The sequence below is a fragment of the Kitasatospora sp. NPDC059599 genome, assembly GCF_042735125.1.
Taxonomy (GTDB): Bacteria; Actinomycetota; Actinomycetes; order Streptomycetales; family Streptomycetaceae; genus Kitasatospora.
The window spans coordinates 1-25,039 of record NZ_JBHWCL010000110.1 but is presented as its reverse complement, the minus strand read 5'-3'; the positions used below and the strand labels follow the sequence as shown (position 1 = coordinate 25,039).

Sequence of the window (25,039 nt, the reverse complement as noted above, 5' to 3'; positions counted from 1 at the left end):
GCAGGTACATGGAGGCAGTCCGGCATGGCGACGACCGCAGCTTCGAAATCGTCGCTCGCGCAGAAACTGCGTGGGCTCAAGGGCGAAGTCGTGAAGTTCGGGATCGTCGGCCTGAGCGGCGTGGTGGTCAACTTCGCCGTCTTCTGGGTCTGCATCAACGGCCTGGGCCTCGCCTCGGTGCGCTCCAACATCGCCGCGACGGTGATCGCGATCGCCACCAACTACCTCGGCTACCGCTACTGGCTGTACCGGGACCGCGACGCCGCCTCCCGCAAGCGCGAGATCACGCTCTTCCTGGTCTACAGCGGCATCGGCATGCTGATCGAGACCGGCGTGCTCGGCTTCTCGGTGTACGTGCTGAAGCTGGACTCGCACTACGAGCAGCTGGGCGCCAAGGTGATCGGCCTCGCGGTGGCCACCGTGTTCCGCTTCGTCTCGTACCGCACCTGGGTGTTCAAGTCCGTGCCGGAGCCGGTCGAACTGCCGGCCCAGCAGCCTGCGGGCGCCGCCGGCGGCCAGGAGCTGGCCGCCCAGGCCGAGCTGATGCTGGCCGCCGAGCAGATCCGCTACGCCAAGGCCGAGTAGGCCCCGCGAACCTCCCGCGCAGACCGCACGCAGCCCCGGCAGGCCGACCAGGCCGCCGGGGTTCGTCGTTCCCTCAGCGCGGCCGGCCGGGCCCCGGTCCTCCCGAGCGCAGGCCGGGCCCCGGCCCTCGTGGCTCAGTCCTCGTGGCCTCGGTCGGCGTGGCCTCAGTCGGCGTGGCTGCGCCCGAGGAAGAGCGCGAACACCGGGGGCTTCAGCGAGAGCAGTTCGAGCCGCCCGCCGTCCGCCTCCGCGAGGTCGCGGGCGACGGCGAGGCCGATGCCGGTGGAGTTGCGGCCGCTGACCGCGCGCTCGAACACCCGGTTGCCGAGGTCCGGCGGCACCCCCGCGCCCTGGTCCTGCACCTCGACCACCACCGAGGTGCCGGACGGCCGGACCCGCAGGGTGATCGTCCCGGCGCCGTGCATCAGGGAGTTCTCGATCAGGGTGGCCAGTACCTGGGCGACCGTTCCCGGGGTGCCGACCGCGGTGATCCCGTGCAGGCCCTCCAGGGACAGCACCCGGTTCTTCTCGCGCAGCGTCGGGCCCCACTCCTCCACCTGCTGCTTGATGACCTCGTCCAGGTCGAAGGCGACGGCGGTGGGGCTGCGCGGGTCGCGCTGGGTGGTGAGCAGTCGCTGGACGACGTCGGTGAGCCGCTCGACCTGCTGGAGGGCGATGGTCGCCTCCTCCTTGACCGTCTCCGGGTCCTCGGCGAGGGCGGTGATCTCCTCCAGCCGCATGGAGAGGGCGGTGAGCGGGGTGCGCAGCTGGTGCGAGGCGTCGGCGGCGAGCCGGCGTTCGGCGGTGAGCATCCGGGCGATCCGCTCGGCGCTGGTGTCCAGCACCTCGGCGACCCGGTCGAGCTCGGGCACCCCGTAGCGGCGGTCGCGCGGGCGCGGGTCGCCGGAGCCGAGCCGTTCGGCGGTCTCGGCGAGGTCGGTGAGCGGGCGGGCGAGCCGCTTGGCCTGCCAGACCGCGAGCGCCACGGCGGCCTGGACGGCGAGCAGCGCGACGACGCCGAGCAGCAGCAGGTTGTTGGCGATCTCGTGGTCGACGTCCGCGCGGGACTGCTCGACGGTGACGGTCTCGCCGCTGTTGCCGCGTTCGACGGCCTTCAGCAGGTGGTCCCCGGCCGGGCGGGCGCCGGCGGAGACCACCTGCTGGCCGGGGACCTGTACCTCGACGTAGCTGCCCTCGGTGACCTGGCTCTCGAAGGCCCGCGCCTCGGTGACCGACTCGCCCGCCGCGATCCGGCTCTCGACCAGGGCGAGCACCCGGACGGCGGCGGCGTCGACCCGGTCCTGGGCCGAGCTGACGATGGTGCGCTTCTCGACCAGGGCGAGCGGCACGCAGAACACCACGACCACCACCAGGACGACGCCCAGCAGCGAGTTGATCATCCGGCGTTTCACGCTGCCGCTCCCCGAGGTGTTCCGCTTCACCGGCCGTGGCCCGGTCCCGATCTCCGTACGGGACTAATTCTTCTCGAACCGGAACCCGACCCCGCGCACGGTGGCGATGTAGCGCGGATTGGCCGCGTCGTCGCCGAGCTTCTTGCGGAGCCAGGAGATGTGCATGTCCAGGGTCTTGGTCGAGGTCCACCAGGTGGTGTCCCAGACCTGGCGCATGATCTCCTCGCGGGTGACCACCCGGCCGGCGTCCCGGACCAGCACGCGCAGCAGCTCGAACTCCTTGGCGGAGAGGGTGAGCTCCTCGTCGCCGAGCCAGGCGCGGTGGGACTCGATGTCGATCTTCACCCCGTGTGCGCCGGTGGTGAGCTGGTCGACGTTGCCGCGGCGGAGCAGGGCCCGGACGCGGGCGAGCAGTTCGGCGAGGCGGAAGGGCTTGGTGACGTAGTCGTCGGCGCCGGCGTCGAGGCCGACCACGGTGTCCACCTCGTCGGCGCGGGCGGTGAGCACCAGGACGGGGCAGCTCTTGCCGTCGGCGCGCAGTCGGCGGCAGACCTCCAGGCCGTCCATCTCGGGCAGGCCGAGGTCCAGGACGACGAGGTCGACCTCCTCGGTGAGGCCGGCGGCGAGTGCGGTCGGACCGTCCTCGCGGACGAGCACCTCATAGCCCTCGCGTCGCAGGGCCCGGGCGAGCGGTTCGGAGATCGCCGGATCGTCCTCGGCGAGCAGCACACAGGTCATGTGGTGATGGTAGTCCGCCGGGGTATGGCCGGACGCCCTGTGAGGTAGTTCACAGAGCGTGATCGTTATACGGGCATCCGACTGAACTCAACAGGGTGTTGCAGACCGCCGGTTCAGCAAAGAATCCCCTTCTGGATCTTGAATCCGAAGGAAGAGAACCCCGTCTACCATGGATCGATCGGGAAGATCTGTTGATCTCTTTGCCATTGCCATACCTAATTCGTGGCTTTTGTCATCTGATAGAGCCAAATATCGCCACGTAGAGTGGTTCAAGTCCACGTCCGCCGCCACCCCCCCAGGCGGACGCTGTCAGGCAAGGAACCACTACACATGGCGTCTACGACCCTGGACGCCGACGTCACGTCGGCCTCTCCCAGCGGCAAGACCTTTCTCGGCCACCCCCGAGGACTCGCCACTCTCTTCATGAGCGAGATGTGGGAGCGCTTCAGCTACTACGGCATGCGCGCCCTGCTGGTGCTCTACATGACCGCCTCCCTCACGGACGGCGGCCTCGGCATGAAGACGGCGGTCGCCGCTGCCGTGTACAGCGTTTACACGGCCATGGTCTACCTGCTGGCCCTCCCGGGCGGTTGGATCGCGGACCGCTTCCTCGGCGCCCGCAAGACCGTCGCACTCGGTGGCTCGATCATCATGATCGGCCACTTCCTGCTGGCGGTCCCGTTCAGCGCGTCGTTCTTCGTCGGCCTCGCCTTCATCGCGGTCGGCTCGGGCCTGCTCAAGGCCAACATCTCGACGATGGTCGGCCACCTGTACGACGGCCCGAACGACCCGCGCCGTGACGGTGGCTTCACCGTCTTCTACATGGGCATCAACCTCGGCGCCTTCGCGGCCCCGCTGGTCATCGGCACCGTCGGCCAGAGCGTCAACTGGCACCTCGGCTTCGCCCTGGCCGGCGTCGGCATGGCCCTGGGCCTCGCCCAGTTCCTGCTGGGCACCCGCCACCTGAGCCCGAAGAGCGACATCGTCACCTCGCCGATCAGCGCGGACGAGAAGCGGAAGATCTTCACCAAGGCCGGCATCTGGCTGGCCGTCGCCGCCGCCTTCTACGCGGTCGTCGGCTTCACCGGCCACTTCACGATCAACTGGGCGATCTGGCCGCTGTCCATCGCGGGCCTGGCGATCCCGGTGCTCGTCTTCGCCAAGGTGAAGCGCGACAAGGACCTCGACTCCACCGAGCAGTCCAAGATGAGCGGCTACATCTGGTTCTTCGTCGCCGCCGCCGTGTTCTGGATGATCTACGACCAGTCCGGCTCGACGCTGAGCATCTTCGCCGACGAGCACACCGCGTCCACGCTGTTCGGGATCGACTTCCCGTCCACCTGGTTCCAGTCGCTCAACCCGCTGTACATCATGGCGCTGGCGCCGGTCTTCGCCTGGATCTGGGTCGCGCTGGCCCGCCGGTCGAAGAACCCCAGCACCACCATGAAGTTCGCCTTCGGTCTGCTGATGATCGGCGTCTCCTTCATGGTCATGATGCTGGCGATGGGCGCCGCCTCCGGCGGCACCAAGGTCACCCCGCTGTGGCTGGCCGTGGTCTACCTGGTCCAGACCGTCGGTGAGCTCACCCTCTCCCCGGTCGGCCTGTCCGTCACCACCAAGCTGGCGCCCACCAAGTACGCCAGCCAGATGATGGGCGTCTGGTTCCTCGCCGTCACCGCGGGCGACTGCGTCGCCGCGATCTTCCAGCTGGTGCTGGGCGACAAGGTGGTCGGCGGCACCGCGTACTTCGCGGTCCAGGGCGCCATGGCGATCCTCGCCGGCATCGCGCTGGCGCTGTACCGCAAGAAGGTCGTCAAGCTCATGGGCGACGTGCACTGACGCGCTGACGACCGGCTCACGACTCCGGGGCCGCCGTGGATTCCTGAGATCCACGGCGGCCCCGGCCGTTTTCTGCCTACCGTGCAGCATGCCCACCGACTCCCTGCCCCGCAGCCTCGCCCGGACCCGGCGGTTCACCCTCGGCGCCCCCACCCGGCCGCGACCGAGCGCCGACGGCACCACCGTCCTGTTCCTGCGCAGCCGCGGCGGCACCGATCCACTGGACTGCCTCTGGGCCCTGGACACCGCCACCGGCGCGGAACGGGTGGTCGCCGACCCGGCCGCCCTCGGCGCCGACGGCGGCATCACCGCGTACGACACCGACGCCACCGGCCGGCTCGCCGCCTTCACCCTGGGCAGCGCCCTGTGGATCGCCGACACCACGGCCGGCACCACGGCCGACACCACGGCCCCCGCCGACGGCCCCGCCGAGGCCGCCGTCCGCGCCGTCCCGACCGCCGTCCCCGGGCCGCCGCAGGACCCCCGTCCGGACCCGACCGGCCGCCGGATCGCCTACGTCACGGCCGGCGCCCTGCGGGTGGTCTCCGTCGACGGCACCGACGACCGGGCACTCGCCGAACCCGAGGCCGAGGACGTCTCCTACGGCCTCGCCGAGTACGTCGCCGCCGAGGAGATGTACCGCACCCGCGGCCACTGGTGGTCCCCCGACGGCACCGCGCTGCTCGTCGCCCGGGTCGACGAACGCCCGGTCACCCGGGTCTTCGTGGCCGACCCCTCCGACCCGCACCGCCCGCCGCGCGCCCTGCGCTACCCACTGGCCGGCACCGCCAACGCCGACGTCTCGCTGTGGCTGCTCGGCCTCGACGGCAGCCGCACCGAGGTCCGCTGGGACCGCACCGCCTTCGAGTACCTCACCGCCGCCGGCTGGGACGCCCACGGCCCGTACGCCGCCGTGCAGAGCCGCGACCAGCGCACCGTCCGCACCCTGGCGGTCGGACCGGACGGCACCACCCGGGTGCTCGCCGAGCAGCGCGACGAGCACTGGGTCGAACTCCTCCCCGGCCTGCCGGCCCGCACCGCCGCCGGCGCGCTGGTCGGCTCCGCCGACCTGGGCGACACCCGGCACCTGACCGTCGACGGCGAGCCGGTCACCCCGGCCGGGCTGCAGCTGCGCGAGGTGCTCGGCACCGACGGCGAGCAGGTGCTGTTCACCGCCTCCGACGAGCCCACCGAGACCCACCTCTGGACGTACCGGCCGGACGCCGGCCTCCGTCGGCTGAGCAGCGGCCCCGGTCTGCACACCGGCGTACGGAACGGCGGCACGCTGGTACTCACCACCCGGGCCGACGGCCACCCCGCCGGTCGCAGCACCGTCCTGCGCGAGGGCCGTCCGGAGCTCCCGCTCGTCTCGCACGCCCGGCCGCCCGCGTCCGCCGCCCGGCCCGAACTGCTCCGGCTCGGCCCGCGCGAACTGCGCGCCTCGCTCTTCCTGCCCACCGGCCACCGCCCCGGCGCCGGCCCGCTGCCCGTCCTGCTCGACCCGTACGGCGGGCCCGCAATGCAGAAGGCCACCTCCGGCGGCCTCTGGTGGGACCTGGTCTCGCAGTGGTTCGCCGACCAGGGCTTCGCGGTCCTCGTCGTGGACGGCCGCGGCACCCCCGGGCGCGGGCCGCGCTGGGAGAAGGCGGTGTACGGCGACAAGGCCGGCCCGGTGCTGGAGGACCAGATCGAGGCCCTGCGGGAGACCGACCGGCTACGGCCCGGGCTGCTCGACACCGGCCGGGTCGGCATCCGCGGCTGGTCCTTCGGGGGGTACCTCGCCGCCTACGCCGTCCTGCACCGCCCGGACGTCTTCCACGCGGCCTCGGCCGGGGCCGCCCCCACCGACTGGCGCACCTACGACACCCACTGGCAGGAACGCTTCCTCGGCCACCCCGACGAGCACCCCGCGCACTACGACGAGGGTTCGCTGATCACCGCGGCGCCCGGCCTGCGCCGGCCGCTGCTGCTGGTCCAGGGCCTCGCCGACGACAACGTCTTCCCCGCGCACGCCCTGCGGCTCTCCCGGGCCCTGCTCGCCGCGGGCCGCCCGCACGAGGTCCTCCCGCTCGCCGCCACCGGGCACCGGCCGGGCGACGAGGCGGTGGTGGAGAACCTGCTGGGCCACGAACTGGACTTCCTGCGGCGCTCCCTGGGCCCCGCGCCGCGGACGCCGGCGTAGCGGGAAGCACCTGCCCGGCCGGACGCGAAGACGTGGCAGAAGGCTCCCGCGCCCGCCACCCCGGGGGCGCGGGAGCCTCCCGCAGACCGTCGGTCAGACCTCGCGGACACCCGCGCGCCAGACCGCGGCCGTCAGCGGCACGCCCGGCCGGTAGGCCAGGTGGACGTGCGAGGGCGCGTCGAGCAGCAGCAGGTCGGCCCGGGCGCCGGGGGCGACCACGCCGACGTCGGTGCGGCGCAGCGCGCGGGCGCCGCCCGCGGTGGCCGCCCAGACCGCCTCGTCCGGCGTCATCCCCATCTCCCGCACCGCGACCGCGATGCAGAATGCCATCGAACTCGTGAAGCTGGAACCCGGGTTGCAGTCGGTGGACAGCGCCACCACGGCCCCCGCGTCCAGCAGCCGACGCCCGCTCGGGTACTCGGCCCGGGTGGAGAACTCCGCCCCCGGCAGCAGGGTCGCGACCGTCCCCGAGCCGGCCAGCGCCGCCACGTCCTCGTCCGTGAGGTGGGTGCAGTGGTCCGCCGAGGCGGCCCCCAGCTCGACGGCGAGCTGCACGCCGGGACCGTACGTGAGCTGGTTGGCGTGCACCCGCGGGGTGAGCCCGCGCTCGATGCCGGCGGTCAGGACCGCCCGTGCCTGGTCGCCGTCGAAGGCGCCCTTCTCGCAGAAGACGTCCACCCACCGGGCGTGCGGGGCGCAGGCGTCCAGCATCTCGCCGGTGACCAGGTCGACGTACCCGGCCGGGTCCTCGGCGTACTCGGGGGCGACCACGTGCGCGCCCAGGTAGGTGGTCTCCGGGGTGTGCCGGGAGGCGATCCGCAGCGCCCGGGCCTCGTCCTCCACCGTCAGCCCGTAGCCGGACTTGCACTCGATGGTGGTGGTGCCCTGGCGCAGCGCCTCCCGGACGAACCGGTCCAGGTTGGCGTCCAGTTCGGCGTCGGTCGCGGCCCGGGTGGCCGCCACCGTGGTGCGGATCCCGCCCGCCGTGTACGCCTGCCCGGACATCCGGGCGTTGAACTCGGCGGTGCGGTCCCCCGCGAACACCAGGTGGGCGTGCGAGTCGACGAAGCCGGGCAGCAGGGCCCGGCCCGCGGCGTCGACGCGCTCGTCCGCGGCCGGGGCCCGGTCCGCCGGGCCGACCCACGCGACGGTGGCGCCGTCCAGCACCACGGCCGCGTCGGTCAGCAGGCCGAGCGGCCCGGTGCCCCGCCCGGGGTCGTTGGTGACCAGGCTGCCGATGCCCGTGATCAAGGTGCTCAAGACAAGGCCTTCCGAAGGGGGTTGGACGGGGGTTCCTGCGGCGGGCGGGGGTCCCGCCGCGGGGGTCGGCGGGGTCAGCAGTCCAGCGCGCCGATGGCGGACCGCAGCGCGCCCGGGACGTCGGCCACCAGCTGGTGCGCACCGTCCCGGACGACGTGCCGGCCGCCGACCACGACGTGCCGCACGTCCGCCGCCGAGGCCGCGAAGACCGCGATCTCGGCGCCGAGCCGGGGCGGCGGGCCCGCGGTGCGGACCGAGTCCAGCGCGATCACCGTGAAGTCGGCGAGCGCCCCGGCCTCGATCCGCCCGGCCTCCGGCCAGCCGAGCGAGGCGTGCCCGTCCTCGGTGCCGGCCCGCAGCAGGGCGCCCGCCGTCCAGTGGCCGCGGGTGCGGGTGCGCAGCCGCTCGTCCAGCTCCAGGGCGCGGGCCTCCTCGAACGGGTCGATGACCGCGTGGCTGTCGCTGCCCAGGGTGATCGGGCAGCCCGCCGAGGCGAGCCGGCGGGCCGGGCCGATGCCGTCCGCGAGGTCCCGCTCGGTGGTGGGGCACATGCAGACGGTCGTGGAGGAGTCGGTGAGGAGCTTGACGTCCTCGTCGGTGAGGTGGGTGGCGTGCACGGCCGAGGTGAGCGGGCCGAGCGCGCCGTGCTCGGCGAGCAGCCGGGTCGGGGTGACGCCGTGTGCGGCGAGGCAGGCGTCGTTCTCGGCGGTCTGCTCCGAGAGGTGGACGTGCAGCGGCGCCCCGCGCGTCCGCGACCACTGCGCGACGGTGCCCAGCTGCTCGGCCGGGACGGCCCGGACCGAGTGGATGGCGGCGCCGATCCGGGCGTGCTCGCGCGGCTTGAGCGCGTCCGCCCGCTCGGCCCAGGCCTGCGCGTCGCCGTCGCTGAACCGCTGTTGCGGCCTGGTCGGCTCGGCGCCGAAGCCGGCGGACAGGTAGCAGGTGTCCAGCAGGGTGATCCGGATGCCGGCCCGGGCGGCGGCCTCGATCAGCGCCTCGCCCATCGCGTTCGGGTCGGTGTAGCGGGCGCCGCCGGGCGCGTGGTGCAGGTAGTGGAACTCGCCGACGGCGGTGATCCCGGCCAGCGCCATCTCGGCGTAGACGGCGGTGGCGAGCTCCAGGTAGCTGTCCGGGTCGAGCACGCCGGCGAACCGGTACATGGTGTCGCGCCAGGTCCAGAAGGTGCCGGAGCCGACCTGCACGTGCCCGCGCAGCGCCCGGTGGAAGGCGTGCGAGTGGGCGTTCGCCTGGCCGGGCAGCAGCAGCCCTTCGAGGCGGACGGCGCCGGACGGGCAGGGCCCGCTGTCCGGCGTCACCGCGGTGATCAGGCCGCCGGGGCCGGTGGCGATCAGCACGTCCCGCTCGACCACCGGCCCGTTGGGGTGCGGCAGCCAGGCGTAGGGCGCCCAGTAGCTCACTGCGGTCACTGACACGCCAGGTCCTCCAGTACGTCGGCGAGGGCGGTGACCCCGGCCAGGCAGTCGGCCACCTCGGCGTGTTCGGCCGGGGAGTGCGAGACGCCGCTGGGGTTGCGCACGAACAGCATGGCGGTCGGGATCGCGGAGGCCAGGATCCCGGCGTCGTGTCCCGCGCCGGTGGGCAGCACCGGGGCGTCCAGGAGCTTGGCGAGCCGGTCGCGCAGCGGACCGTCGAACTCCACCACCGGGGTGTAGGACTCGCGGGTCAGCTCGACCCGGACGCCGTCGCGCTCGCCGCGCTCGGCGGCGGCCCGCTCGATCTCGGCGACCAGTTCGGTGAGCGTGCGCTCGTCGGCCGCCCGGGAGTCGAGCCAGCCGCGGACCAGCGAGGCGATCGCGTTGGTGCCGTTGGGCTCGACCGCGACCTTGCCGAAGGTGGCGAGGGCGCCCGCGTGCTTCGCCTTCTTGCGGGCGGCGAGCACGGTGTTGGCGTAGGTCAGCATCGGGTCGCGGCGGTCCTCGATCCGGGTGGTGCCGGCGTGGTTGGCCTCCCCGTGGAAGTCGAACCGCCAGCGGCCGTGCGGCCAGATCGCGCCGGCCACGCCGACCGGCTGCCCCTCGGCGAGGTAGCGGCCCTGTTCGACGTGGAGTTCGACGAAGGCGCCGACCCGGGCCAGCCGGTCGTCGTCCGCGCCGATGGCGGTCGGGTCGTAGCCGGCCTTCTCCATCGCGTCGGGCAGCCGGACGCCGGTGGCGTCGCGCAGGTCGTACGCGGCCTCGCGGGAGAGCACCCCGGCGGTCAGCCGGGAGCCGATGCAGGCCACGCCGAACCGGGCGCCCTCCTCGTCGCCGAAGTTGACGATCGCCAGCGGCCGGGTGAACTCGGTTCCCCGGGCGCGGAGTTCGTCCAGCGCGGCGAAGGAGGAGACCACCCCGAGCGGGCCGTCGAAGGCGCCGCCGTCCGGGACGGAGTCCAGGTGCGAGCCGGTGACGACGGCCCCGCCGGCCTGCGGGTCGCCCAGCCAGGCCCACTGGTTGCCGTTGCGGTCCAGTTCGTACGTCAGGCCGCGGCTGCGGGCCTGCTGCTCGAACCAGGCGCGGCACTCGGCGTCTGCGGAGTTCCAGGCGAAGCGGCGGTAGCCGCCGGAGGCGGCGGAGCGGCCCACGGGGAGCAGCTCCGCCCACATCTCTTCGAACGAAGGTGCTGTCACAGCTCACCCATCGGGACGCGCACCCCGCGCTCGGCGGCGACCTCGTCGGCGCGGTCGTAGCCGGCGTCCACGTGCCGGATGACGCCCATGCCCGGGTCGTTGGTGAGCACCCGGCGGATCTTCTCCCCGGCCAGCGCGGTGCCGTCGGCGACGGTGACCTGGCCGGCGTGGATGGAGCGGCCGATGCCGACGCCGCCGCCGTGGTGGATGGAGACCCAGGAGGCGCCGGAGGCGACGTTGACCATGGCGTTGAGCAGCGGCCAGTCGGCGATCGCGTCGGAGCCGTCCAGCATCGCCTCGGTCTCCCGGTACGGGGAGGCGACCGAGCCGCAGTCGAGGTGGTCACGGCCGATGACGAGCGGCGCGGACAGCTCGCCGGAGGCGACCATGTCGTTGAAGCGCTCGCCGGCCTTGTCGCGCTCGCCGTAGCCGAGCCAGCAGATGCGCGCGGGCAGGCCCTGGAAGTGCACCTTCTCCTGGGCCATCTTGATCCAGCGGTGCAGCGACTCGTTCTCCGGGAAGAGGTCGAGCACGGCCTTGTCGGTCTTGTGGATGTCCTGCGGGTCGCCGGACAGGGCCGCCCAGCGGAACGGGCCCTTGCCCTCGCAGAACAGCGGGCGGATGTAGGCGGGGACGAAGCCGGGGAAGGCGAAGGCGCGGTCGTAGCCGGCCAGCTGGGCCTCGCCGCGGATCGAGTTGCCGTAGTCGAAGACCTCGGCGCCGCGGTCCAGGAAGCCGACCATGGCCTCGACGTGCTTGGCCATCGACTCGCGCGAGCGGGTGGTGAACTCGGCGGGCTTCTCGGCCGCGTAGGTGGCCATGTCGTCGAAGGAGACGCCGATCGGCAGGTAGCTCAGCGGGTCGTGGGCGCTGGTCTGGTCGGTGACGATGTCGATCGGCGCGTCCATCGCGAGCAGCTGCGGGAAGAGCTCGGCGGCGTTGCCCAGCAGGCCGATGGACAGCGGCTGCTTCTTGTCGCGGGCGGCGGTGGCCAGCTCCAGCGCGTGGCTGAGGTCCTTGGCCTCGACGTCCAGGTAGCGGTGCTCGATCCGGCGGGAGATCCGGGACGGGTCGCAGTCGATGCAGATCGCCACGCCGCCGTTCATGGTGACGGCCAGCGGCTGGGCGCCGCCCATCCCGCCGAGGCCGGCGGTGAGGGTGATGGTGCCCTCCAGCGTGCCGTTGTAGCGCTTGTTGGCGACGGCGGCGAAGGTCTCGTAGGTGCCCTGGAGGATGCCCTGGGTGCCGATGTAGATCCAGGAGCCGGCGGTCATCTGGCCGTACATGGTGAGCCCGAGGCTCTCCAGCCGGCGGAACTCCTCCCAGTTGGCCCAGTCGCCGACCAGGTTGGAGTTGGCGATGAGCACGCGCGGCGCCCACTCGTGGGTCTGCATCACGCCGACCGGGCGGCCGGACTGGACCAGCATGGTCTCGTCCTGCTTCAGGCCCTGCAGCGTCTTCACCATGGCGTCGAAGGAGCGCCAGTCCCGCGCGGCCTTGCCGGTGCCGCCGTACACGACCAGCTTCGACGGGTGCTCGGCCACCTCGGGGTCGAGGTTGTTCATCAGCATCCGCAGGGCGGCCTCCTGCTGCCACCCCTGCGTCGTGAGCGCCGTTCCGCGCGCCGCGCGAACCTCGCGCGGACCGCTCGCCTGCTGCACCATAGTCCCGGCCTCCCTGCGGATGGATTCATTCAAGCCTTGCTCGACTGAATATAACTAAACAACGGGCTTTCGACCAGACCCCGAAACCGATCGGTCCCATCCGATCAACCGTGCCGCCGACCGGCTCCGGGCGCTAGCCTGAACCCGGCGAACACCAGCCACTCGGCCCAGTACCAGGGAGCGGAGGGCACCATGCCGGCCATCACCGTGCGGCCCGGCAGACTCCGGGACGCGGCGGAGCAGATCGAGCAGAGCACGGGGCTTCGCGTCCAGATCATCGGAGGAGCCCTGGTGATGTCCCCGCCGCCTCGCGGCAAGCACGCGGGAACCGTGCGACGGCTGCGCATCCAGCTGGATCCGAAGCTGCCGGCCGACCTCGGCTCCTACGAGGTGTCGTCCATCGGCATGCCGGGCAACGACGAGGACTACGTGACCCCCGACCTGATCGTCCTCCCCGTGGACTGGGATCAGGACGACGAGTGGTTGTCCGACCCGCACGAGGTCGCCCTGGCCGTCGAGGTGATCTCCAACTCGGAAGGCGTGAGGAGCGTCGCCACGAAGACCGACTGGTACGCCGTCGCCGGCGTGGCCCTCCTCCTCGCCATGGACCCGCACAAGGGCACCTGGACGCTCTACACCCACCCCCGCGACGGCGCCTACCAGGGCGTGCTGCACGGCAAGTACGGCGAGCACGTCCCGCTGCCCTCGCCGCTGCCCTCCGAGTTGGACACCTCCGAGCTTCCGCTGTACGCGCCCCGGAGCTGAGTCAGGCCGCCGCGCCGCCGTCCCAGTCGATGCCGATCTCGGCGAGCCAGCGGCGGTCGTCCGCGTCCGGCGTCGGCGGGGACGGCGGCCGGGGGACGTCCTGGACGGGACCGAGGCCGTACTTCTCGGCGGCCGCGGCGGCGCGGGCGTCGGGTTCGATGACGCCGACGTGGACGGCGGACTCGTCGCCCGGGTCGAGGACGGTCAGTTCGGGATCAGGCAGCCGCCGCAGGGTGACGCGGCGTCCGCAGGCGGGGCAGGACCATTCGTCGGCACCCGAGGACAGCCGGGCGACGAACTTCATCTCGTGGATCACGCGCATGGGCGGCACCCCCTGCAGTAGGGGATGCCCGGGTTCGTGACGACTATTCCCGGCCACGCCCGGTCCTGGCCGCACCGGTTCCGGCCCGCCGCTACTCCAGGAACAGGCCGCGCGCCGTCGCCGACTGCTCGATCGCCTCCAACCGGGCCTCGGCGCCCGGGATTTCGTCGCACATCGCCTGCAGCAGCACCCGGCCGAGCATCATCGGCGCGCACGCGGTGTCGAAGACCAGGCCGGTGCCGACGGCGGCCGGCAGCATCAGGTCGGACAGCTTGGCGACCGGCGCGAAGGCGCTGTCGGCGACGGTCAGCACCGTCAGCCCGCACTCGCGGGCCACCGCCAGAGCGTCCATCAGCTCCCGCGGGTAGCGCGGCAGCGCGAAGCAGAGCAGCGCGCTGGCCCCGGCCGCGGTGGCCTGTTCCAGACGGTCGGCGAGCATGCTGCCGCCCTCGTCCAGCAGCCGGATGTCCGGGTGCACCTTGGCGGCGAAGTAGGCGAAGCCACGGGCCTGCGCCGAGGCGGCCCGCAGGCCGAGCACCGGCAGCGGGCGGGAGGCGGCGAGCAGCCGGGCGGCCCGGATGATCGGTTCCGGGTCGGCGAGGAGCTCGGCGAGGTGGCGCAGGTGGGCGATCTCCGCGAGCACGGCCTGCTGGTGCTCGTTGCGCACCGCGTCGTCCGGGGTCTCCGGCGCGGCGGGCTCTCCCCCGCCGAGCTCGCGCAGCTGCCTGCGCAGCGCCGGGTAGCCGTCGTACCCGAGCGCGACCGCGAACCGGGTGACGGACGGCTGGCTGACGCCCGCGAGTTCGGCGACCTCGACGCTGGACAGGAACGGCGCCTCGGTGGCGTGCCGCACCAGCGAGTGCGCGATCCGGCGCTGGGTCGGAGTCAGCCGGTGACCCTCGAACAGCTGGAGCAGCCGGGCGGAGGGGCCGACGCTGCCGGTCTCGTCGAGGGCGGTCATCAGCGGTACCTCCGGGTGCGAGCGGTTCGGACGACGACTGTGCAGCAGCGGGCCCCGCCTGGCAAAGACGTCTCGTACGGCGGAACGCTCCGTGAGACGTCCCGAGGATCGGACGGAAAAGATCGGTATGCGGACAGTCGGAGAAGGGGCGGAGTGCGGCCGAATTACGGCCGGAGGAGAGTCGCGCCCCGGGCCGCGGACGGCCGGGGCGCGCTCGCGGGGCGCCCGGCGGGTGACGGCCCGTCGGCCGCCCCGCACGGCTCGGGGTAACCCTGATTTGTCCCTGAGCCCGCCCGGATTCCCCCCGCGAACGGATGGACCGGGCACCCCGTCGGCGCCACGCTGTACTCCATGGACACTCGCCAGGACGATCTGCGGCGCGACCTCGACGCCACCCTGCAGGCCCGCAAGGAGCTCGGCAAGGAGTACGAGGACGAGCTCGTCGACTCCTTCATGAAGCGTCTCGACGCCCGCCTGGACGCGCGGGTCGAGCGCTCCGTGGCCCAGCGGATGGACGACCAGGAGCCGCGCGGGTACCACGACCGCCACCAGCGGTCCCGCCGCCTGGGCTGGGGCAAGCGCTCCGGCAACGGGCTCGCGGTGGTGTCGATGGCCTTCGGCATCCCGCTGACCGCGATCGCCACCAACCCGGCGAACGGCGGCTTCGGCGGCCTGCTGGTCTGCTGGGCGGGCATCGTCGGGGTCAACTTCGCCGCCGCGTTCGGCGAGCGCCGCAACCGCGCGGACCGCCGGCCGCGGGGCGACTGGGACTGAGCCCCGGCCGCCCCGCGCCCGGGACGGGTCAGGCCAGCGGGCCGGTGACCTGCTCGACCGCGCGCACCAGCTCGCCGGAGGCGACCAGCGCCGCGGCCGCCTCCAGGTCCGGCGAGAGGAAGCGGTCGCGGCCGGCGCCGCCGACCCCCGCCTCCCGGGCGACGGCCAGCGCGGCCGCGCTGGCCGGGGCGATCCGGCCGGCCGAGTCGGCCTGCTGACGGATCTCCAGCGCGCGGGCGGCGGCGGTGAGCTCGACGGCGAGGATCCGGCCGAGGTTCTCGACGGCCTGGCGCAGCTTGCGCGCGGCCGACCAGCCCATCGACACGTGGTCCTCCTGCATCGCGGAGGACGGGATCGAGTCGACCGAGGCCGGGACGGCGAGCCGCTTGTTCTCGCTGACCAGCGCCGCCTGGGTGTACTGGGCGATCATCAGGCCGGAGTCCACGCCCGGGTCGTCCGCGAGGAAGGCCGGCAGGCCGTGCGAGCGGGCCTTGTCGAGCAACCGGTCGGTGCGACGCTCGGAGATCGAGCCCAGGTCGGCGGCGGCGATGGCGAGGAAGTCCAGCACGTACGCGACCGGGGCGCCGTGGAAGTTGCCGTTGGACTCGACGCGGCCGTCCGGCAGCACCACCGGGTTGTCCACCGAGGCGGCCAGCTCGCGGGAGGCGACCAACTGGGCGTGGGCCAGGGTGTCCCGGCCGGCGCCGGCCACCTGCGGGGCGCAGCGGATCGAGTAGGCGTCCTGGACTCGCGGCGCGTCGTCCTGGTGGTGGCCGGTGAGGCCGGAGTCCTTGAGAACGGCCAGCATGTTGGCGGCGCTCAGCGCCTGGCCCGGGTGCGGGCGGATCGGGGCGTGCAGCTCGGGGGCGAGCACCTTGTCGGTGCCGAGCAGCGCCTCCAGGGTCATCGCGGCGGTGATGTCGGCGGTGGTGAACAGGCGCTGCAGGTCGGCGATGGCCATCACCAGCATGCCGAGCATGCCGTCGGTGCCGTTGATGAGGGCCAGGCCCTCCTTCTCCAGCAGCTCGACCGGCTCGATCCCGGCGGCGGCGAGCAGCTCGGCGGCGGGCTTCTCCACGCCGTCCGGGCCGGTGGCGGTGCCCTCGCCCATCAGGACCAGCGCGCAGTGCGACAGCGGCGCGAGGTCGCCGGAGCAGCCGAGCGAGCCGAACTCGCGGACCACCGGGGTGATGCCCGCGTTGAGCAGGGCGGCCATGGTCTGCGCGACCAGCGGGCGCACACCGGTGCGGCCGGAGGCCAGCGTCTTCATCCGCAGGAAGACCAGCGCGCGGACCACCTCGCGCTCGACGGCCGGCCCCATGCCGGCGGCGTGCGAGCGCACCAGCGACCGCTGCAGCTGCGCGCGCAGCTCGGGGCTGATGTGCCGGACGGCGAGCGCGCCGAAGCCGGTCGACACGCCGTAGACGGGACGCGGCTCGGCCGCGAGGGCGTCGATCCGCGCACGGGCGGCCGCCATCTCGGCCTGCGCGTCGGGACCGATCTCGACCCGGGCGTTGCCCCGGGCGACGGCCAGAACGTCCTCGGCACTGACGTCGGCCTTGCCGACCAGGACCAGCGGAGCGTCGGGGGCCACAGCACTGTGCATATCCATATACACCATCACATCAGGTGAATGGAGATATGACAACAGGTGTTCGTCATCCGGATTCTCCGCCGTCCGGATCCGGGCCGCACGCCGTGACCCCCGCCCGCCCCGCCTCGGCCGGACGGGGCCCGGGCAGGCCCGGGCCGGGCTCAGGCCTACAGCTCCGCCTCGATCAGGTCCACCGCCCGGGCGGCGCCCCCCTCGGCCCGGCCGGCGGCGGACAGCTCCCGCAGCCGCTCCGCCACCGCCGGGTCGCCGACCAGCTCCAGCAGGGCCGTGCGCAGCGCCTGCGGGGTCGCCACGCCGGTGTCCAGACGGCGGGCGACGCCGAGACCGACCAGGGCGTCGGCGTTGGCGAACCGGTCGGTGGCCTGCGGCACCGCGATCATCGGCACCGCGTGGAACAGGCCCTCGCTGGAGCCGCCCGTGCCCGCGTGGGTGACGAACGCGTCCGCCTGGGCGAGCACCGACAGCTGCGGCACCCAGCGGTGCACCTCGACGGTGTCCGGCACTTCGCCGAGTTCGGCCGGGTCGGTGTGCGCGCCGATCTGCAGCACCGTGTGCCAGCCCGGCAGGTCGCCGAAGGCCTGGACGCAGGCCCGGTAGAACGCCGGCTGGTGGGTGAACGCCGAACCCGGCGACACCAGCAGCACCTTCTCCGCACCGGCCGGCCGTTCCCACCGCCCCTGGTGGGCCCGGTCGCCGAAGCAGGGCCCGACGAAGTCGATCCGCTGCTCGTCGACCCGGTCGGCGTTGGGCTGCAGGGCGCGCGGGACCAGCGCGATCGCCCGCTCCGGGCGGTTCTTGAAGGCGTCGACGTCGCGCTGGACCGCGCCGGCCCCGGCCAGCCAGTCGGCGAAGCGGCGGTAGTGCTCGGCGCCGCCCGGTCCGGACCGGACCGCCTCGAACATCTCGGCCAGGTCCTGCCCGAAGCCCTCCCAGCCGACGAAGGTGGGCGACAGCTGCACGACCGGCACGCCCAGCCGCTCACCGAGGGCCCGGCCCGCGAAGCCGGCGATGTCGCAGAGCACCAGGTCGGGCGGTCGTCGGCGAGATCCTCAACGACCCCGCGCTGCACGCCGAGTACCGCACCCGTTTGCTGGACCCGTTGCTGGAGATCACCCGCGACCGCCTGCGCGGCGCCCGCGAGGCCGGCCGGGATCGCCCCCGACGCCGACCTCGGCCTGGCCGTCGAACTCCTCTACGGCCCGCTCTACTACCGCTGGCTGTACCGGCTCGGCCCGCTCACCCACGACCACGCGGACCGCCTGGTCGACGCCGTGCTGCGGGCCCTCAACCCGCCTGGGACCGCGAACGCCTGACCCAGAGCACGATCAGGACGGTGGCCAGCAGGCCGACCAGCAGGAGCGTGGCCAGCCAGCCGAGAAGGCCGTGGAAGAACCCGTGGAAGAAGCCGTGCTTCGCCTTCTTCTTCAGCTTCGACTTGGACGCCGACGTGGACGCCGACTTCGACTTGGATCCGGCGACCTGGCTGATCCGGTGCACCCGCGCGCCGTCCCGCACCTGCGGCGCCCGGTCCGGTGCCGTCCGCACCACCGGCGCCGCCGACGCCGGGGCGGCCACCGCCACCCCGCCGCCGAACACCAGTACCCCGGCCACCGCCGCACCCGTCAACCGTCTGCCCACGACCCCGCCCCCGTTCCCGTTACCGCTCGACCGGCCATCCACCATGCCACCGCCCCACCCGCCGGGGGCACCCCCCGGCCGCCGACCGCGACCCACCCGCGACATCCCGGTCACCGAATCGGCACACGGCCCGGCCGGGCCGCCCGGACAGCGTCCGGCGGCCCGCCCCTCGCCCCTCCGGGCCGGCCCCGAACGAGCCGCCCCCGAGTGAGTGCGGCAAGAGCATGGCAGACGAACACGGCGGCCGCGCACGCCGGGTGGGCCCCGCGGACGCCCCGGAGCGGTCCCTCAGACCACCGGCGGGGAGGCCGCGCCCGCGAGGGCGACGGCGACCAGGGCACGCATGGCGGAGGCGGCCTGGCCGAGCGGCAGGGTGGCGTCGTCGGCGAAGAGTTCGACGAGCCAGCCGCCGGCCGGGTTCTGGCCCCCGGCGGCGACCATGCCGCGGTAGCCGGAGACGACGAGCATGGCCTCCTCCGCCGGGTCGTTGCCGGCTGCGCCGGCCCGCAGGGCGAAGGCGCCGCCGCGGGCGGCACGGCGGGTCATCGGGTAGTGGCGCAGGTCGAAGACCGCGTCGGGGGCCTCGATCTGGGCGCGCTGGGTCTCGGCGCGGGTGCTGCTGGGGCCGCTGGTCATCCGGTAGACGGCGTGCTGGGCGGTGCGCATGAGGTGGGAGCCGGGCGGGACGTAGGAGACCCACCAGCCGACGGCGTCGAGCAGCCGGGCCGAGGTCTCGGCGACGACGACGAGCTTGGCGAGGGTGTCGGCGGGGTGGACGGCCCGGGCGGTGGCGGCCTGGTCGAGGGCGGTGAGGACGGCGGTGAGCAGCTGGCCCGGGTCGGCACTGTGGGCGGCACCGCGGAAGCGCCGCCGGTCGCCCGAACCGGCCCGTCCGTTCGGCCCGCGCCGCCCGTCGGCCCGGTGGTGCGGGTCGGCGGCGTCGGCGAGCAGCACGGTCGGGTCGGGCGAGAAGCCGGGGCCGTGGCTGCGCCCGGCGACCACGGGGTGGGCGGCGCGGGCCGCCTTGGCCCGGTACTGGGCGGCGTCGGCGAGCCGGAAGAGCCGGTCGGGGGTGGTGACGGGCCCGATCGAGTCCCCGGTGGAGGCGACGCCGCAGGCGACGCCCTCGCCCTCGGACAGGGCGAGCGCCCGGGCGCACAGCTCCTCGGCGGCGGCGACCACCTCGTCGGCCTTGTGGCCCTCCACGAGCAGGCAGAACTCGTCGCCGCCGAGCCGGGCGGCGAGGCTGCCGGGGAGCTTGGCGGCGGCCAGCGACAGCTGGTGGGCGAACCGTTCCAGCAGCCGGTCGCCCATCTCGTGGCCGAGCTGGTCGTTGACCCGTTTCAGCCCGTTGACGTCGCAGACGACCAGCGAGACGACGGTGTTGTCCCGGTTGTGGGTTTCGAGCGCGCTGTCCAGCCGGGCATCGACGGCGCGCCGGTTGGCGAGGCCGGTGAGCGGGTCGGAGAAGGCGAGTTTGCGCAGGTCTGCGAGGCGTTCGGTCTGGGCGAGTCCGGCCGAGACCTGGGCGGCGAGCAGGGTGGCGTAGTCGGCGTCGGCCTCGGTGAACTCGGGCACCCCGACGGACCGGGCGAGGTACAGCTCGCCCCAGGCCTGCCCGTGCAGCACGATCGGCGCGACCACGCAGCAGGCCCGCCCGCGCCGGCGCAGCGCCGCGGCGCGTTCCCGGCAGTACGCGCCGGCGGTCGGGTGCACGTGGCCGGCGTGCGGTTCGCTGTTCTCGGCGCTCTGCAGCCAGGCGCGCGGCAGGCGCCCGGTGGTCCAGCGTTCCTCCAGGTACGTGACGATCTCGGGGAAGTCGGCGACGGGGTAGGACTCGTCCTCGGGCAGTTCCTCCTCGCCGGGGGCGAGGTCGCCGTGGTTGACCAGGACCCGCAGGCGGCCGGATTCGCGGTCCCAGACCGAGACGGCGGCCATGGTGGCGCCGAGGGCCTCGGTGGCCCGGCCGGCGGCGGCCCGGACGGCCTCCAGCGGGGTGAGCGCGCCGGCCATGTCCTGGGCGAGCTCGACCACGGACTGCAGTCGCAGGTCGGGCAGCGGGTCGCGGTGCGGCGAGCCGCCGCAGTCGCAGCCGCGGTCCGTCATGATCGCCTCACTGCTCACCGGCTCGCCTCGCTCCCGTGCTCGGTCCTGCCGGACCCCCGTCGCCCGGTCGCACCCAACCGGCCGCTTGCACCAAGACTATGGCGATTTCGGTTGGTTATGCCCCGTTTGCCCGGATGGACCACCCTCGGGCCGTACGGGTTTCAACCGTTCGACACGGGGAACGCCGCCGCCGGAGCGTGCCCGCCGGACCGCCCGAAGCCGAACCCCCGCGGCCGAACCGCCCGCGGCCGCCACGGTGCTACTCGGCCTTCAGCCGCCGGGTGAGCAGCCACGGCTCGACCAGCCCGAGCCCCCGCACCGGCCGCCGCCACATCGGCTGCAGGTGGAACCGGGCGCCGACGTCCGGCCCCGGCATCGGCAGCCCGGAGGCGGGCATCCCGGCGGCGGCCGACAGCGCCTCGGCCAGTCCCGGGCCCTCCGAGTCGGCCGGGGCGACACTGCCGTTCTGCTCCAGCGCGGCGGCGAACTCGCCGTCGATCAGCACCGCGTCCTTGGGCGCGATCGAGGTGAGCCGGCTGGCCAGGTTGACGGTGGTGCCGAAGACGTCGCCCATCCGTGAGGTGACCGTGCCGAAGGCCATGCCGACCCGCAGCGGCGGGATCGCGTCGTCCCCGGCGAGCGCCTCGATCAGGCTGAGCGCGATCTCGGCGGCGGTCGCCGGGTCCTCGGAGACGTAGAGGATCTCGTCGCCGAGGGTCTTGATCACCCGTCCGCCCTGCCCGGCGATCAGGTCGGAGCAGGTGTTCTCGAAGGTCTCGACGAGTTCGCCGAGTTCCTCCTCCTCCAGCCGCCGGGACAGCCGGGTGAAGCCGACCAGGTCGGCGAAGCCGACGGCGAGCCGCCCGCTGGTGATCTCGTGGTCCTCGGCGGCCTGCACCACCCGCCCGGTGACGGCGGCCAGCTGGCGGCGCCAGACGTACACCAGGAACTGCTCCAGTTCCGGCAGCAGCAGCTCGACCAGCGGGTACGCGACGTCGGCGCGGGTCAGTCCGGGCTCGACGGACTGGGTGAGGTTCTCCAGGAAGGTGTCCATCTGCCAGCCGGCCAGCCGGGCCGTGGTCTGGCCGGTGGAACGGGCGACCTGGATCGCCATCGACTCGCTCAGCAGCCCGGACTCGACCAGGCCGGCCAGCCGGCGCAGCGCGATCACGTCGCCGTCGGTGAGCGCCCGGGACTGGCCGATGTCGGGGAAGCCCATGGCCCGCCAGAACCGGGTGGCCAGCTCCATCGGGACGTCGGCGGCGCGCGCGGCCTGGTACGGCGTGTAACGGCGCGGCGCGTCCAGGATCAGGCGTTCCAGTTCGAGCGCGACCGTGGGGTCGGCGCTGCCCGCCGTCGTGCCGCTGCTGCCGTCCTCTGCCACCGGTCCGTCCCCGTGCGGTCGCCGCACTCGCCTCGTGTCCTACCTGTCCGGGCGCACCGTCCGCCACCCGGGCGGACAGTGGCGCGCCTCACACCGCTGCCAGGTGGAATGTTCGCACGGAATCGCCGGATCCGGGGCATCCGCCCGGGTCAAGGAGAGGTGAAGCCTGCCGTTCAGCGGGGTTCGGGGCGCACGTGGACGACGTCGCCCGCACCGACCGCCCGGCGTGCGCCGTCGGGCGTGCGGACCACCAGCCGGCCGTCGCCGTCCACCGCCACCGCCTCGCCGGACAGCTCGGTGTCGCCGGGCAGGTGGACCTTCACCTGACGGCCGAGCGTGGTGCAGCGGTCCACGTAGGCGCGCAGCAGGTCGCTGGCGTGCGGGTCGCCGGCGGCGGCCGTCCACTCGCGGTACAGCCCGGCGAGTTCACGCAGCAGGGCCCGCAGCAGGGTGCCCCGGTCGGTGGTGGTGGCGCCGGCCAGCGCGAGCGAGGCGGCGGTGGGGACGGGCAGCTCGTCGGCCCGCAGCGAGACGTTGAGGCCGAGGCCGACGACCACCGCGCCGCCGGACAGCTCGGTGAGGATGCCGCCGATCTTGCGCTCCGCGCCGTCCACCTCCACCTGCAGGTCGTTGGGCCACTTCAGCCCGACCTCGACCTCGGCGACCCGGCCGAGCGTGCTCGCCGCGGCCACCCCGACCAGGATCGGAAGCCAGCCGTAGCGCTCGACCGGCACCTCCTCGGGGCGCAGCAGGACGGACAGGAACAGCCCGGAGCGGGCCGGGGCGGTCCACCGGCGGTCCAGCCGCCCGCGCGCGGCGCTCTGTGCCTCGGCCACCAGCACCGCGCCCTGGGCGGCGCCGGCCCTGGCCCGGGTGGCGAGGTCGCTGTTGGTGGAGCCGGTCTCGGTGACGACGTCGAGGGAGGTCCACAGCCCGCCCGGGACGAGCAGGTCGTGGCGCAGCGCCTCCTCGTCCAGCGGCGGACGGTCCAGATCGGTCCAGGGGGACGGTCCGGTGCGGCCGAAGCCGCGCAGTCCGCTGCGTCGAGGGGTGTCGGGTGCGGTCATGGGGGAAACCCTAGATCGTGGGCGCGGCCGCAGGGCGTAGGCCGCCCCATCGTCCCGCAGAACGCGCCCCGATAAAACTGTGTCGATGGCCATAACGCCAGGACGTGCCGGATCGCCCTCCGCGCTGGCTACGCTACCCAGCGGTAGTTCGTAGCGCCGCCCTGCCCTCATGCGCGGGCCCACCACCCGGCCCGCGCGCACTCGAACAGGTCGCGGCCAAGGATCAGGGAGAGCCACCGGATGACCGAGGCGCCGTACGACCCCCACACGACCGCGGGCAAGCTCGCCGACCTGCGACGCAGGCTGGACGAAGCCGTGCACTCCGGCTCGTCCAAGGCCGTGGAGAAGCAGCACGCCAAGGGCAAGCTGACCGCCCGCGAGCGGGTCGTCGAGCTGCTGGACGAGGACTCCTTCGTGGAGTTCGACGAGTTCGCCCGGCACCGCTCGACCAACTTCGGCCAGGAGAGGAACCGCCCGTACGGCGACGGCGTGGTGACCGGCTACGGCACCGTCGACGGCCGTCAGGTCGCGGTCTTCGCCCAGGACTTCACCGTCTTCGGCGGCTCCCTGGGCGAGGTCTTCGGCGAGAAGATCGTCAAGGTGATGGACTTCGCGCTGAAGACCGGCTGCCCGGTCATCGGCATCAACGACTCCGGCGGCGCCCGGATCCAGGAGGGCGTGGTCTCGCTCGGCCTGTACGGCGAGATCTTCCGCCGCAACGTGCACGCCTCGGGCGTCATCCCGCAGATCTCGCTGATCATGGGCCCCTGCGCGGGCGGCGCGGTGTACTCCCCGGCGATCACCGACTTCGTGGTGATGGCGGACCGGACCTCGCACATGTTCATCACCGGCCCGGACGTGATCAAGACCGTCACCGGTGAGGACGTCGGCATGGAGGAGCTGGGCGGCGCGCGCACCCACAACACCAAGTCCGGCAACGCGCACTACCTGGCCGCGGACGAGAAGGAGGCCGTCGAGTACGTCAAGAGCCTGCTCTCGTACCTGCCCTCCAACAACCTGAGCGACGCGCCGTCGTACCCGGAGCAGGCCGACCTGACGGTCACCGACGAGGACCTCGAACTCGACACGATCGTGCCGGACTCGGCGAACCAGCCGTACGACATGCGCAAGGTGATCGAGCACGTCGTCGACGACGGCGAGTTCCTGGAGACCCAGCCGCTGTACGCCGGCAACATCATCACCGGTTTCGGCCGGGTCGAGGGCCAGTCGGTCGGCATCGTCGGCAACCAGCCGATGGACCTGGCCGGCTGCCTGGACATCAACGCCAGCGAGAAGGCCGCCCGCTTCATCCGCACCTGCGACTCGTTCAACATCCCGGTGCTGACCTTCGTGGACGTGCCCGGCTTCCTGCCCGGCACCGAGCAGGAGTGGGACGGCATCATCCGCCGCGGCGCCAAGCTGATCTACGCCTACGCCGAGGCCACCGTCCCGCTGATCACCGTGATCACCCGCAAGGCCTTCGGCGGCGCGTACGACGTCATGGGCTCCAAGCACCTCGGCGCCGACCTCAACCTGGCCTGGCCGACCGCCCAGATCGCCGTGATGGGCGCGCAGGGCGCGGTCAACATCCTGCACCGCCGGGAGATCGCCGAGGCCGAGGCGGCCGGCAACGCCGAGGCGAAGCGGGCCGAGCTGATCGCCTCGTACGAGGACACCCTGCTGAACCCGTACCTGGCGGCCGAGCGCGGCTACGTCGACGCGGTCATCGCGCCGAGCGAGACCCGTCGGCACATCGTCCGGGGCCTGCGGGCGCTGCGCGGCAAGCGCGAGGTGCTGCCGCCGAAGAAGCACGGCAACATCCCCCTGTAGACCCGTCCCCGTCGGGAGAGAACCAGCCATGTCCCCGATCCACGTGCTGCACGGGCAGCCGACCCCCGAGGAGCTGGCCACCGTTCTGGCGGTGGTCCAGGCCCGGGCCGCCGCCGCGCAGGCCGCCGCCGAGGCGGCGCGCCGGGCCGGCGACGGCCCGGCATCCCCCTGGAACGACCGCTCCCGCCTGCTCCGCCCCGCCGTCCACCCGGGCCTCAACGCCTGGCGGACGTCCGGCTGGGCACGCTGAGGCGGCACGGAGCGGGAC

20 protein-coding genes and 2 pseudogenes are annotated in these 25,039 nt (G+C 73.5%); 8 read left to right on the top strand and 14 right to left on the bottom strand.

The window, feature by feature from the left end; translation table 11 throughout:
• The first annotated feature begins 90 nt into the window (after positions 1–90).
• Positions 91–585, top strand: a complete 495-nt coding sequence (locus ACFV04_RS30655; RefSeq protein ID WP_380343939.1) for a GtrA family protein — start codon at positions 91–93, stop codon at positions 583–585.
• Between the two features lie 164 nt (positions 586–749).
• Here ACFV04_RS30655 and ACFV04_RS30650 read toward each other — a convergent pair whose 3' ends face one another.
• Both ACFV04_RS30650 and ACFV04_RS30645 read right to left on the bottom strand, forming a co-directional pair.
• On the bottom strand, positions 750–1,997 hold the full coding sequence (locus ACFV04_RS30650; protein WP_380343942.1) for an ATP-binding protein: 1,248 nt from the start codon (positions 1,995–1,997) through the stop codon (positions 750–752).
• A 63-nt stretch (positions 1,998–2,060) separates the two neighbouring features.
• Positions 2,061–2,735: a response regulator transcription factor gene (locus tag ACFV04_RS30645; RefSeq protein WP_030058577.1), complete on the bottom strand. Its 675-nt coding sequence runs from the start codon at positions 2,733–2,735 to the stop codon at positions 2,061–2,063.
• Between the two features lie 330 nt (positions 2,736–3,065).
• On the opposite strand from ACFV04_RS30645, the gene ACFV04_RS30640 reads away from it, so the two are divergent.
• Together ACFV04_RS30640 and ACFV04_RS30635 are read left to right on the top strand one after the other, a co-directional pair.
• Positions 3,066–4,574, top strand: a complete 1,509-nt coding sequence (locus ACFV04_RS30640) for an oligopeptide:H+ symporter (RefSeq protein WP_360265254.1) — start codon at positions 3,066–3,068, stop codon at positions 4,572–4,574.
• Positions 4,575–4,662: 88 nt separating this feature from the next.
• Positions 4,663–6,756, top strand: a complete 2,094-nt coding sequence (locus ACFV04_RS30635) for a prolyl oligopeptidase family serine peptidase (RefSeq protein WP_380533923.1) — start codon at positions 4,663–4,665, stop codon at positions 6,754–6,756.
• Between the two features lie 93 nt (positions 6,757–6,849).
• Here ACFV04_RS30635 and hutI read toward each other — a convergent pair whose 3' ends face one another.
• From hutI to hutU, 4 genes are all read right to left on the bottom strand, one after another.
• Positions 6,850–8,016: an imidazolonepropionase gene (hutI, locus tag ACFV04_RS30630; protein ID WP_380343949.1), complete on the bottom strand. Its 1,167-nt coding sequence runs from the start codon at positions 8,014–8,016 to the stop codon at positions 6,850–6,852.
• Between the two features lie 74 nt (positions 8,017–8,090).
• Positions 8,091–9,443: a formimidoylglutamate deiminase gene (locus tag ACFV04_RS30625; RefSeq protein WP_380344032.1), complete on the bottom strand. Its 1,353-nt coding sequence runs from the start codon at positions 9,441–9,443 to the stop codon at positions 8,091–8,093.
• Complete coding sequence (locus tag ACFV04_RS30620; protein WP_380344034.1) at positions 9,440–10,621, bottom strand: allantoate amidohydrolase; 1,182 nt, start codon at positions 10,619–10,621, stop codon at positions 9,440–9,442. Before ACFV04_RS30620 ends, ACFV04_RS30625 begins: the two co-directional genes overlap by 4 nt.
• A gap of 20 nt (positions 10,622–10,641) precedes the next feature.
• Positions 10,642–12,309 carry a urocanate hydratase gene (gene hutU, locus ACFV04_RS30615; RefSeq protein WP_380343952.1) on the bottom strand — a complete coding sequence of 556 codons (1,668 nt, stop codon included), beginning with the start codon at positions 12,307–12,309 and terminating at the stop codon, positions 10,642–10,644.
• A gap of 192 nt (positions 12,310–12,501) precedes the next feature.
• Between hutU and ACFV04_RS30610 the strand changes: the two genes are divergently transcribed.
• Entirely contained in the window at positions 12,502–13,074 is a 573-nt protein-coding gene (locus ACFV04_RS30610; RefSeq protein WP_380533921.1) for a Uma2 family endonuclease, read from the top strand.
• A 1-nt stretch (position 13,075) separates the two neighbouring features.
• Here the strand turns inward: ACFV04_RS30610 and ACFV04_RS30605 are convergent, their stop codons facing one another.
• Both ACFV04_RS30605 and ACFV04_RS30600 read right to left on the bottom strand, forming a co-directional pair.
• On the bottom strand, positions 13,076–13,396 hold the full coding sequence (locus ACFV04_RS30605) for a hypothetical protein (RefSeq protein WP_360265358.1): 321 nt from the start codon (positions 13,394–13,396) through the stop codon (positions 13,076–13,078).
• 91 nt (positions 13,397–13,487) lie between these two features.
• Positions 13,488–14,357: a MurR/RpiR family transcriptional regulator gene (locus ACFV04_RS30600; RefSeq protein WP_380343958.1), complete on the bottom strand. Its 870-nt coding sequence runs from the start codon at positions 14,355–14,357 to the stop codon at positions 13,488–13,490.
• Between the two features lie 351 nt (positions 14,358–14,708).
• Between ACFV04_RS30600 and ACFV04_RS30595 the strand changes: the two genes are divergently transcribed.
• A complete protein-coding gene (locus tag ACFV04_RS30595; protein WP_380533918.1) occupies positions 14,709–15,131 on the top strand; it encodes a hypothetical protein in 423 nt (140 codons plus the stop codon).
• Between the two features lie 28 nt (positions 15,132–15,159).
• On the opposite strand, the gene hutH is transcribed toward ACFV04_RS30595, so the two are convergent.
• Together hutH and ACFV04_RS30585 are read right to left on the bottom strand one after the other, a co-directional pair.
• Entirely contained in the window at positions 15,160–16,737 is a 1,578-nt protein-coding gene (gene hutH, locus ACFV04_RS30590) for a histidine ammonia-lyase (RefSeq protein WP_360265344.1), read from the bottom strand.
• A gap of 155 nt (positions 16,738–16,892) precedes the next feature.
• Positions 16,893–17,777: pseudogene (locus ACFV04_RS30585) on the bottom strand (macrolide family glycosyltransferase); the annotation flags it as partial.
• Between ACFV04_RS30585 and ACFV04_RS30580 the strand changes: the two are divergent.
• Positions 17,661–18,059, top strand: coding sequence for a TetR-like C-terminal domain-containing protein (locus ACFV04_RS30580; RefSeq protein ID WP_380533935.1), 399 nt, complete (start codon positions 17,661–17,663; stop codon positions 18,057–18,059). The pseudogene ACFV04_RS30585 and the gene ACFV04_RS30580 sit on opposite strands and share 117 nt — an antisense overlap.
• Here ACFV04_RS30580 and ACFV04_RS30575 read toward each other — a convergent pair.
• From ACFV04_RS30575 to ACFV04_RS30560, 4 genes and pseudogenes are all read right to left on the bottom strand, one after another.
• Positions 18,031–18,384, bottom strand: a complete 354-nt coding sequence (locus ACFV04_RS30575) for a hypothetical protein (RefSeq protein WP_380343965.1) — start codon at positions 18,382–18,384, stop codon at positions 18,031–18,033. The genes ACFV04_RS30580 and ACFV04_RS30575 overlap by 29 nt on opposite strands.
• An 879-nt stretch (positions 18,385–19,263) precedes the next feature.
• Positions 19,264–20,397: pseudogene (locus ACFV04_RS30570) on the bottom strand (diguanylate cyclase domain-containing protein); the annotation flags it as partial.
• A 352-nt stretch (positions 20,398–20,749) separates the two neighbouring features.
• Positions 20,750–21,874, bottom strand: a complete 1,125-nt coding sequence (locus ACFV04_RS30565; RefSeq protein WP_380533916.1) for an adenylate/guanylate cyclase domain-containing protein — start codon at positions 21,872–21,874, stop codon at positions 20,750–20,752.
• Positions 21,875–22,047: 173 nt separating this feature from the next.
• A complete protein-coding gene (locus ACFV04_RS30560) occupies positions 22,048–22,941 on the bottom strand; it encodes a biotin--[acetyl-CoA-carboxylase] ligase (RefSeq protein ID WP_380533914.1) in 894 nt (297 codons plus the stop codon).
• 240 nt (positions 22,942–23,181) lie between these two features.
• Between ACFV04_RS30560 and ACFV04_RS30555 the strand changes: the two genes are divergently transcribed.
• Complete coding sequence (locus tag ACFV04_RS30555) at positions 23,182–24,771, top strand: acyl-CoA carboxylase subunit beta (protein ID WP_360265284.1); 1,590 nt, start codon at positions 23,182–23,184, stop codon at positions 24,769–24,771.
• A gap of 28 nt (positions 24,772–24,799) precedes the next feature.
• A complete protein-coding gene (locus ACFV04_RS30550; RefSeq protein WP_380343973.1) occupies positions 24,800–25,021 on the top strand; it encodes an acyl-CoA carboxylase subunit epsilon in 222 nt (73 codons plus the stop codon).
• Positions 25,022–25,039 lie beyond the last annotated feature (18 nt).

Bases quoted from the DNA above. Each gene is read 5' to 3' on its own strand.
- ACFV04_RS30645 (WP_030058577.1), bottom strand. From the start codon at position 2,735: ATGACCTGTGTGCTGCTCGCCGAGGACGATCCGGCGATCTCCGAACCG.
- ACFV04_RS30640 (WP_360265254.1), top strand. From the start codon at position 3,066: ATGGCGTCTACGACCCTGGACGCCGACGTCACGTCGGCCTCTCCCAGC.
- ACFV04_RS30635 (WP_380533923.1), top strand. From the start codon at position 4,663: ATGCCCACCGACTCCCTGCCCCGCAGCCTCGCCCGGACCCGGCGGTTC.
- ACFV04_RS30620 (WP_380344034.1), bottom strand. From the start codon at position 10,621: ATGTGGGCGGAGCTGCTCCCCGTGGGCCGCTCCGCCGCCTCCGGCGGC.
- hutU (WP_380343952.1), bottom strand. From the start codon at position 12,309: ATGGTGCAGCAGGCGAGCGGTCCGCGCGAGGTTCGCGCGGCGCGCGGA.
- ACFV04_RS30610 (WP_380533921.1), top strand. From the start codon at position 12,502: ATGCCGGCCATCACCGTGCGGCCCGGCAGACTCCGGGACGCGGCGGAG.
- ACFV04_RS30605 (WP_360265358.1), bottom strand. From the start codon at position 13,396: ATGCGCGTGATCCACGAGATGAAGTTCGTCGCCCGGCTGTCCTCGGGT.
- ACFV04_RS30600 (WP_380343958.1), bottom strand. From the start codon at position 14,357: ATGACCGCCCTCGACGAGACCGGCAGCGTCGGCCCCTCCGCCCGGCTG.
- ACFV04_RS30595 (WP_380533918.1), top strand. From the start codon at position 14,709: ATGGACACTCGCCAGGACGATCTGCGGCGCGACCTCGACGCCACCCTG.
- hutH (WP_360265344.1), bottom strand. From the start codon at position 16,737: ATGCACAGTGCTGTGGCCCCCGACGCTCCGCTGGTCCTGGTCGGCAAG.
- ACFV04_RS30560 (WP_380533914.1), bottom strand. From the start codon at position 22,941: ATGACCGCACCCGACACCCCTCGACGCAGCGGACTGCGCGGCTTCGGC.
- ACFV04_RS30555 (WP_360265284.1), top strand. From the start codon at position 23,182: ATGACCGAGGCGCCGTACGACCCCCACACGACCGCGGGCAAGCTCGCC.
- ACFV04_RS30550 (WP_380343973.1), top strand. From the start codon at position 24,800: ATGTCCCCGATCCACGTGCTGCACGGGCAGCCGACCCCCGAGGAGCTG.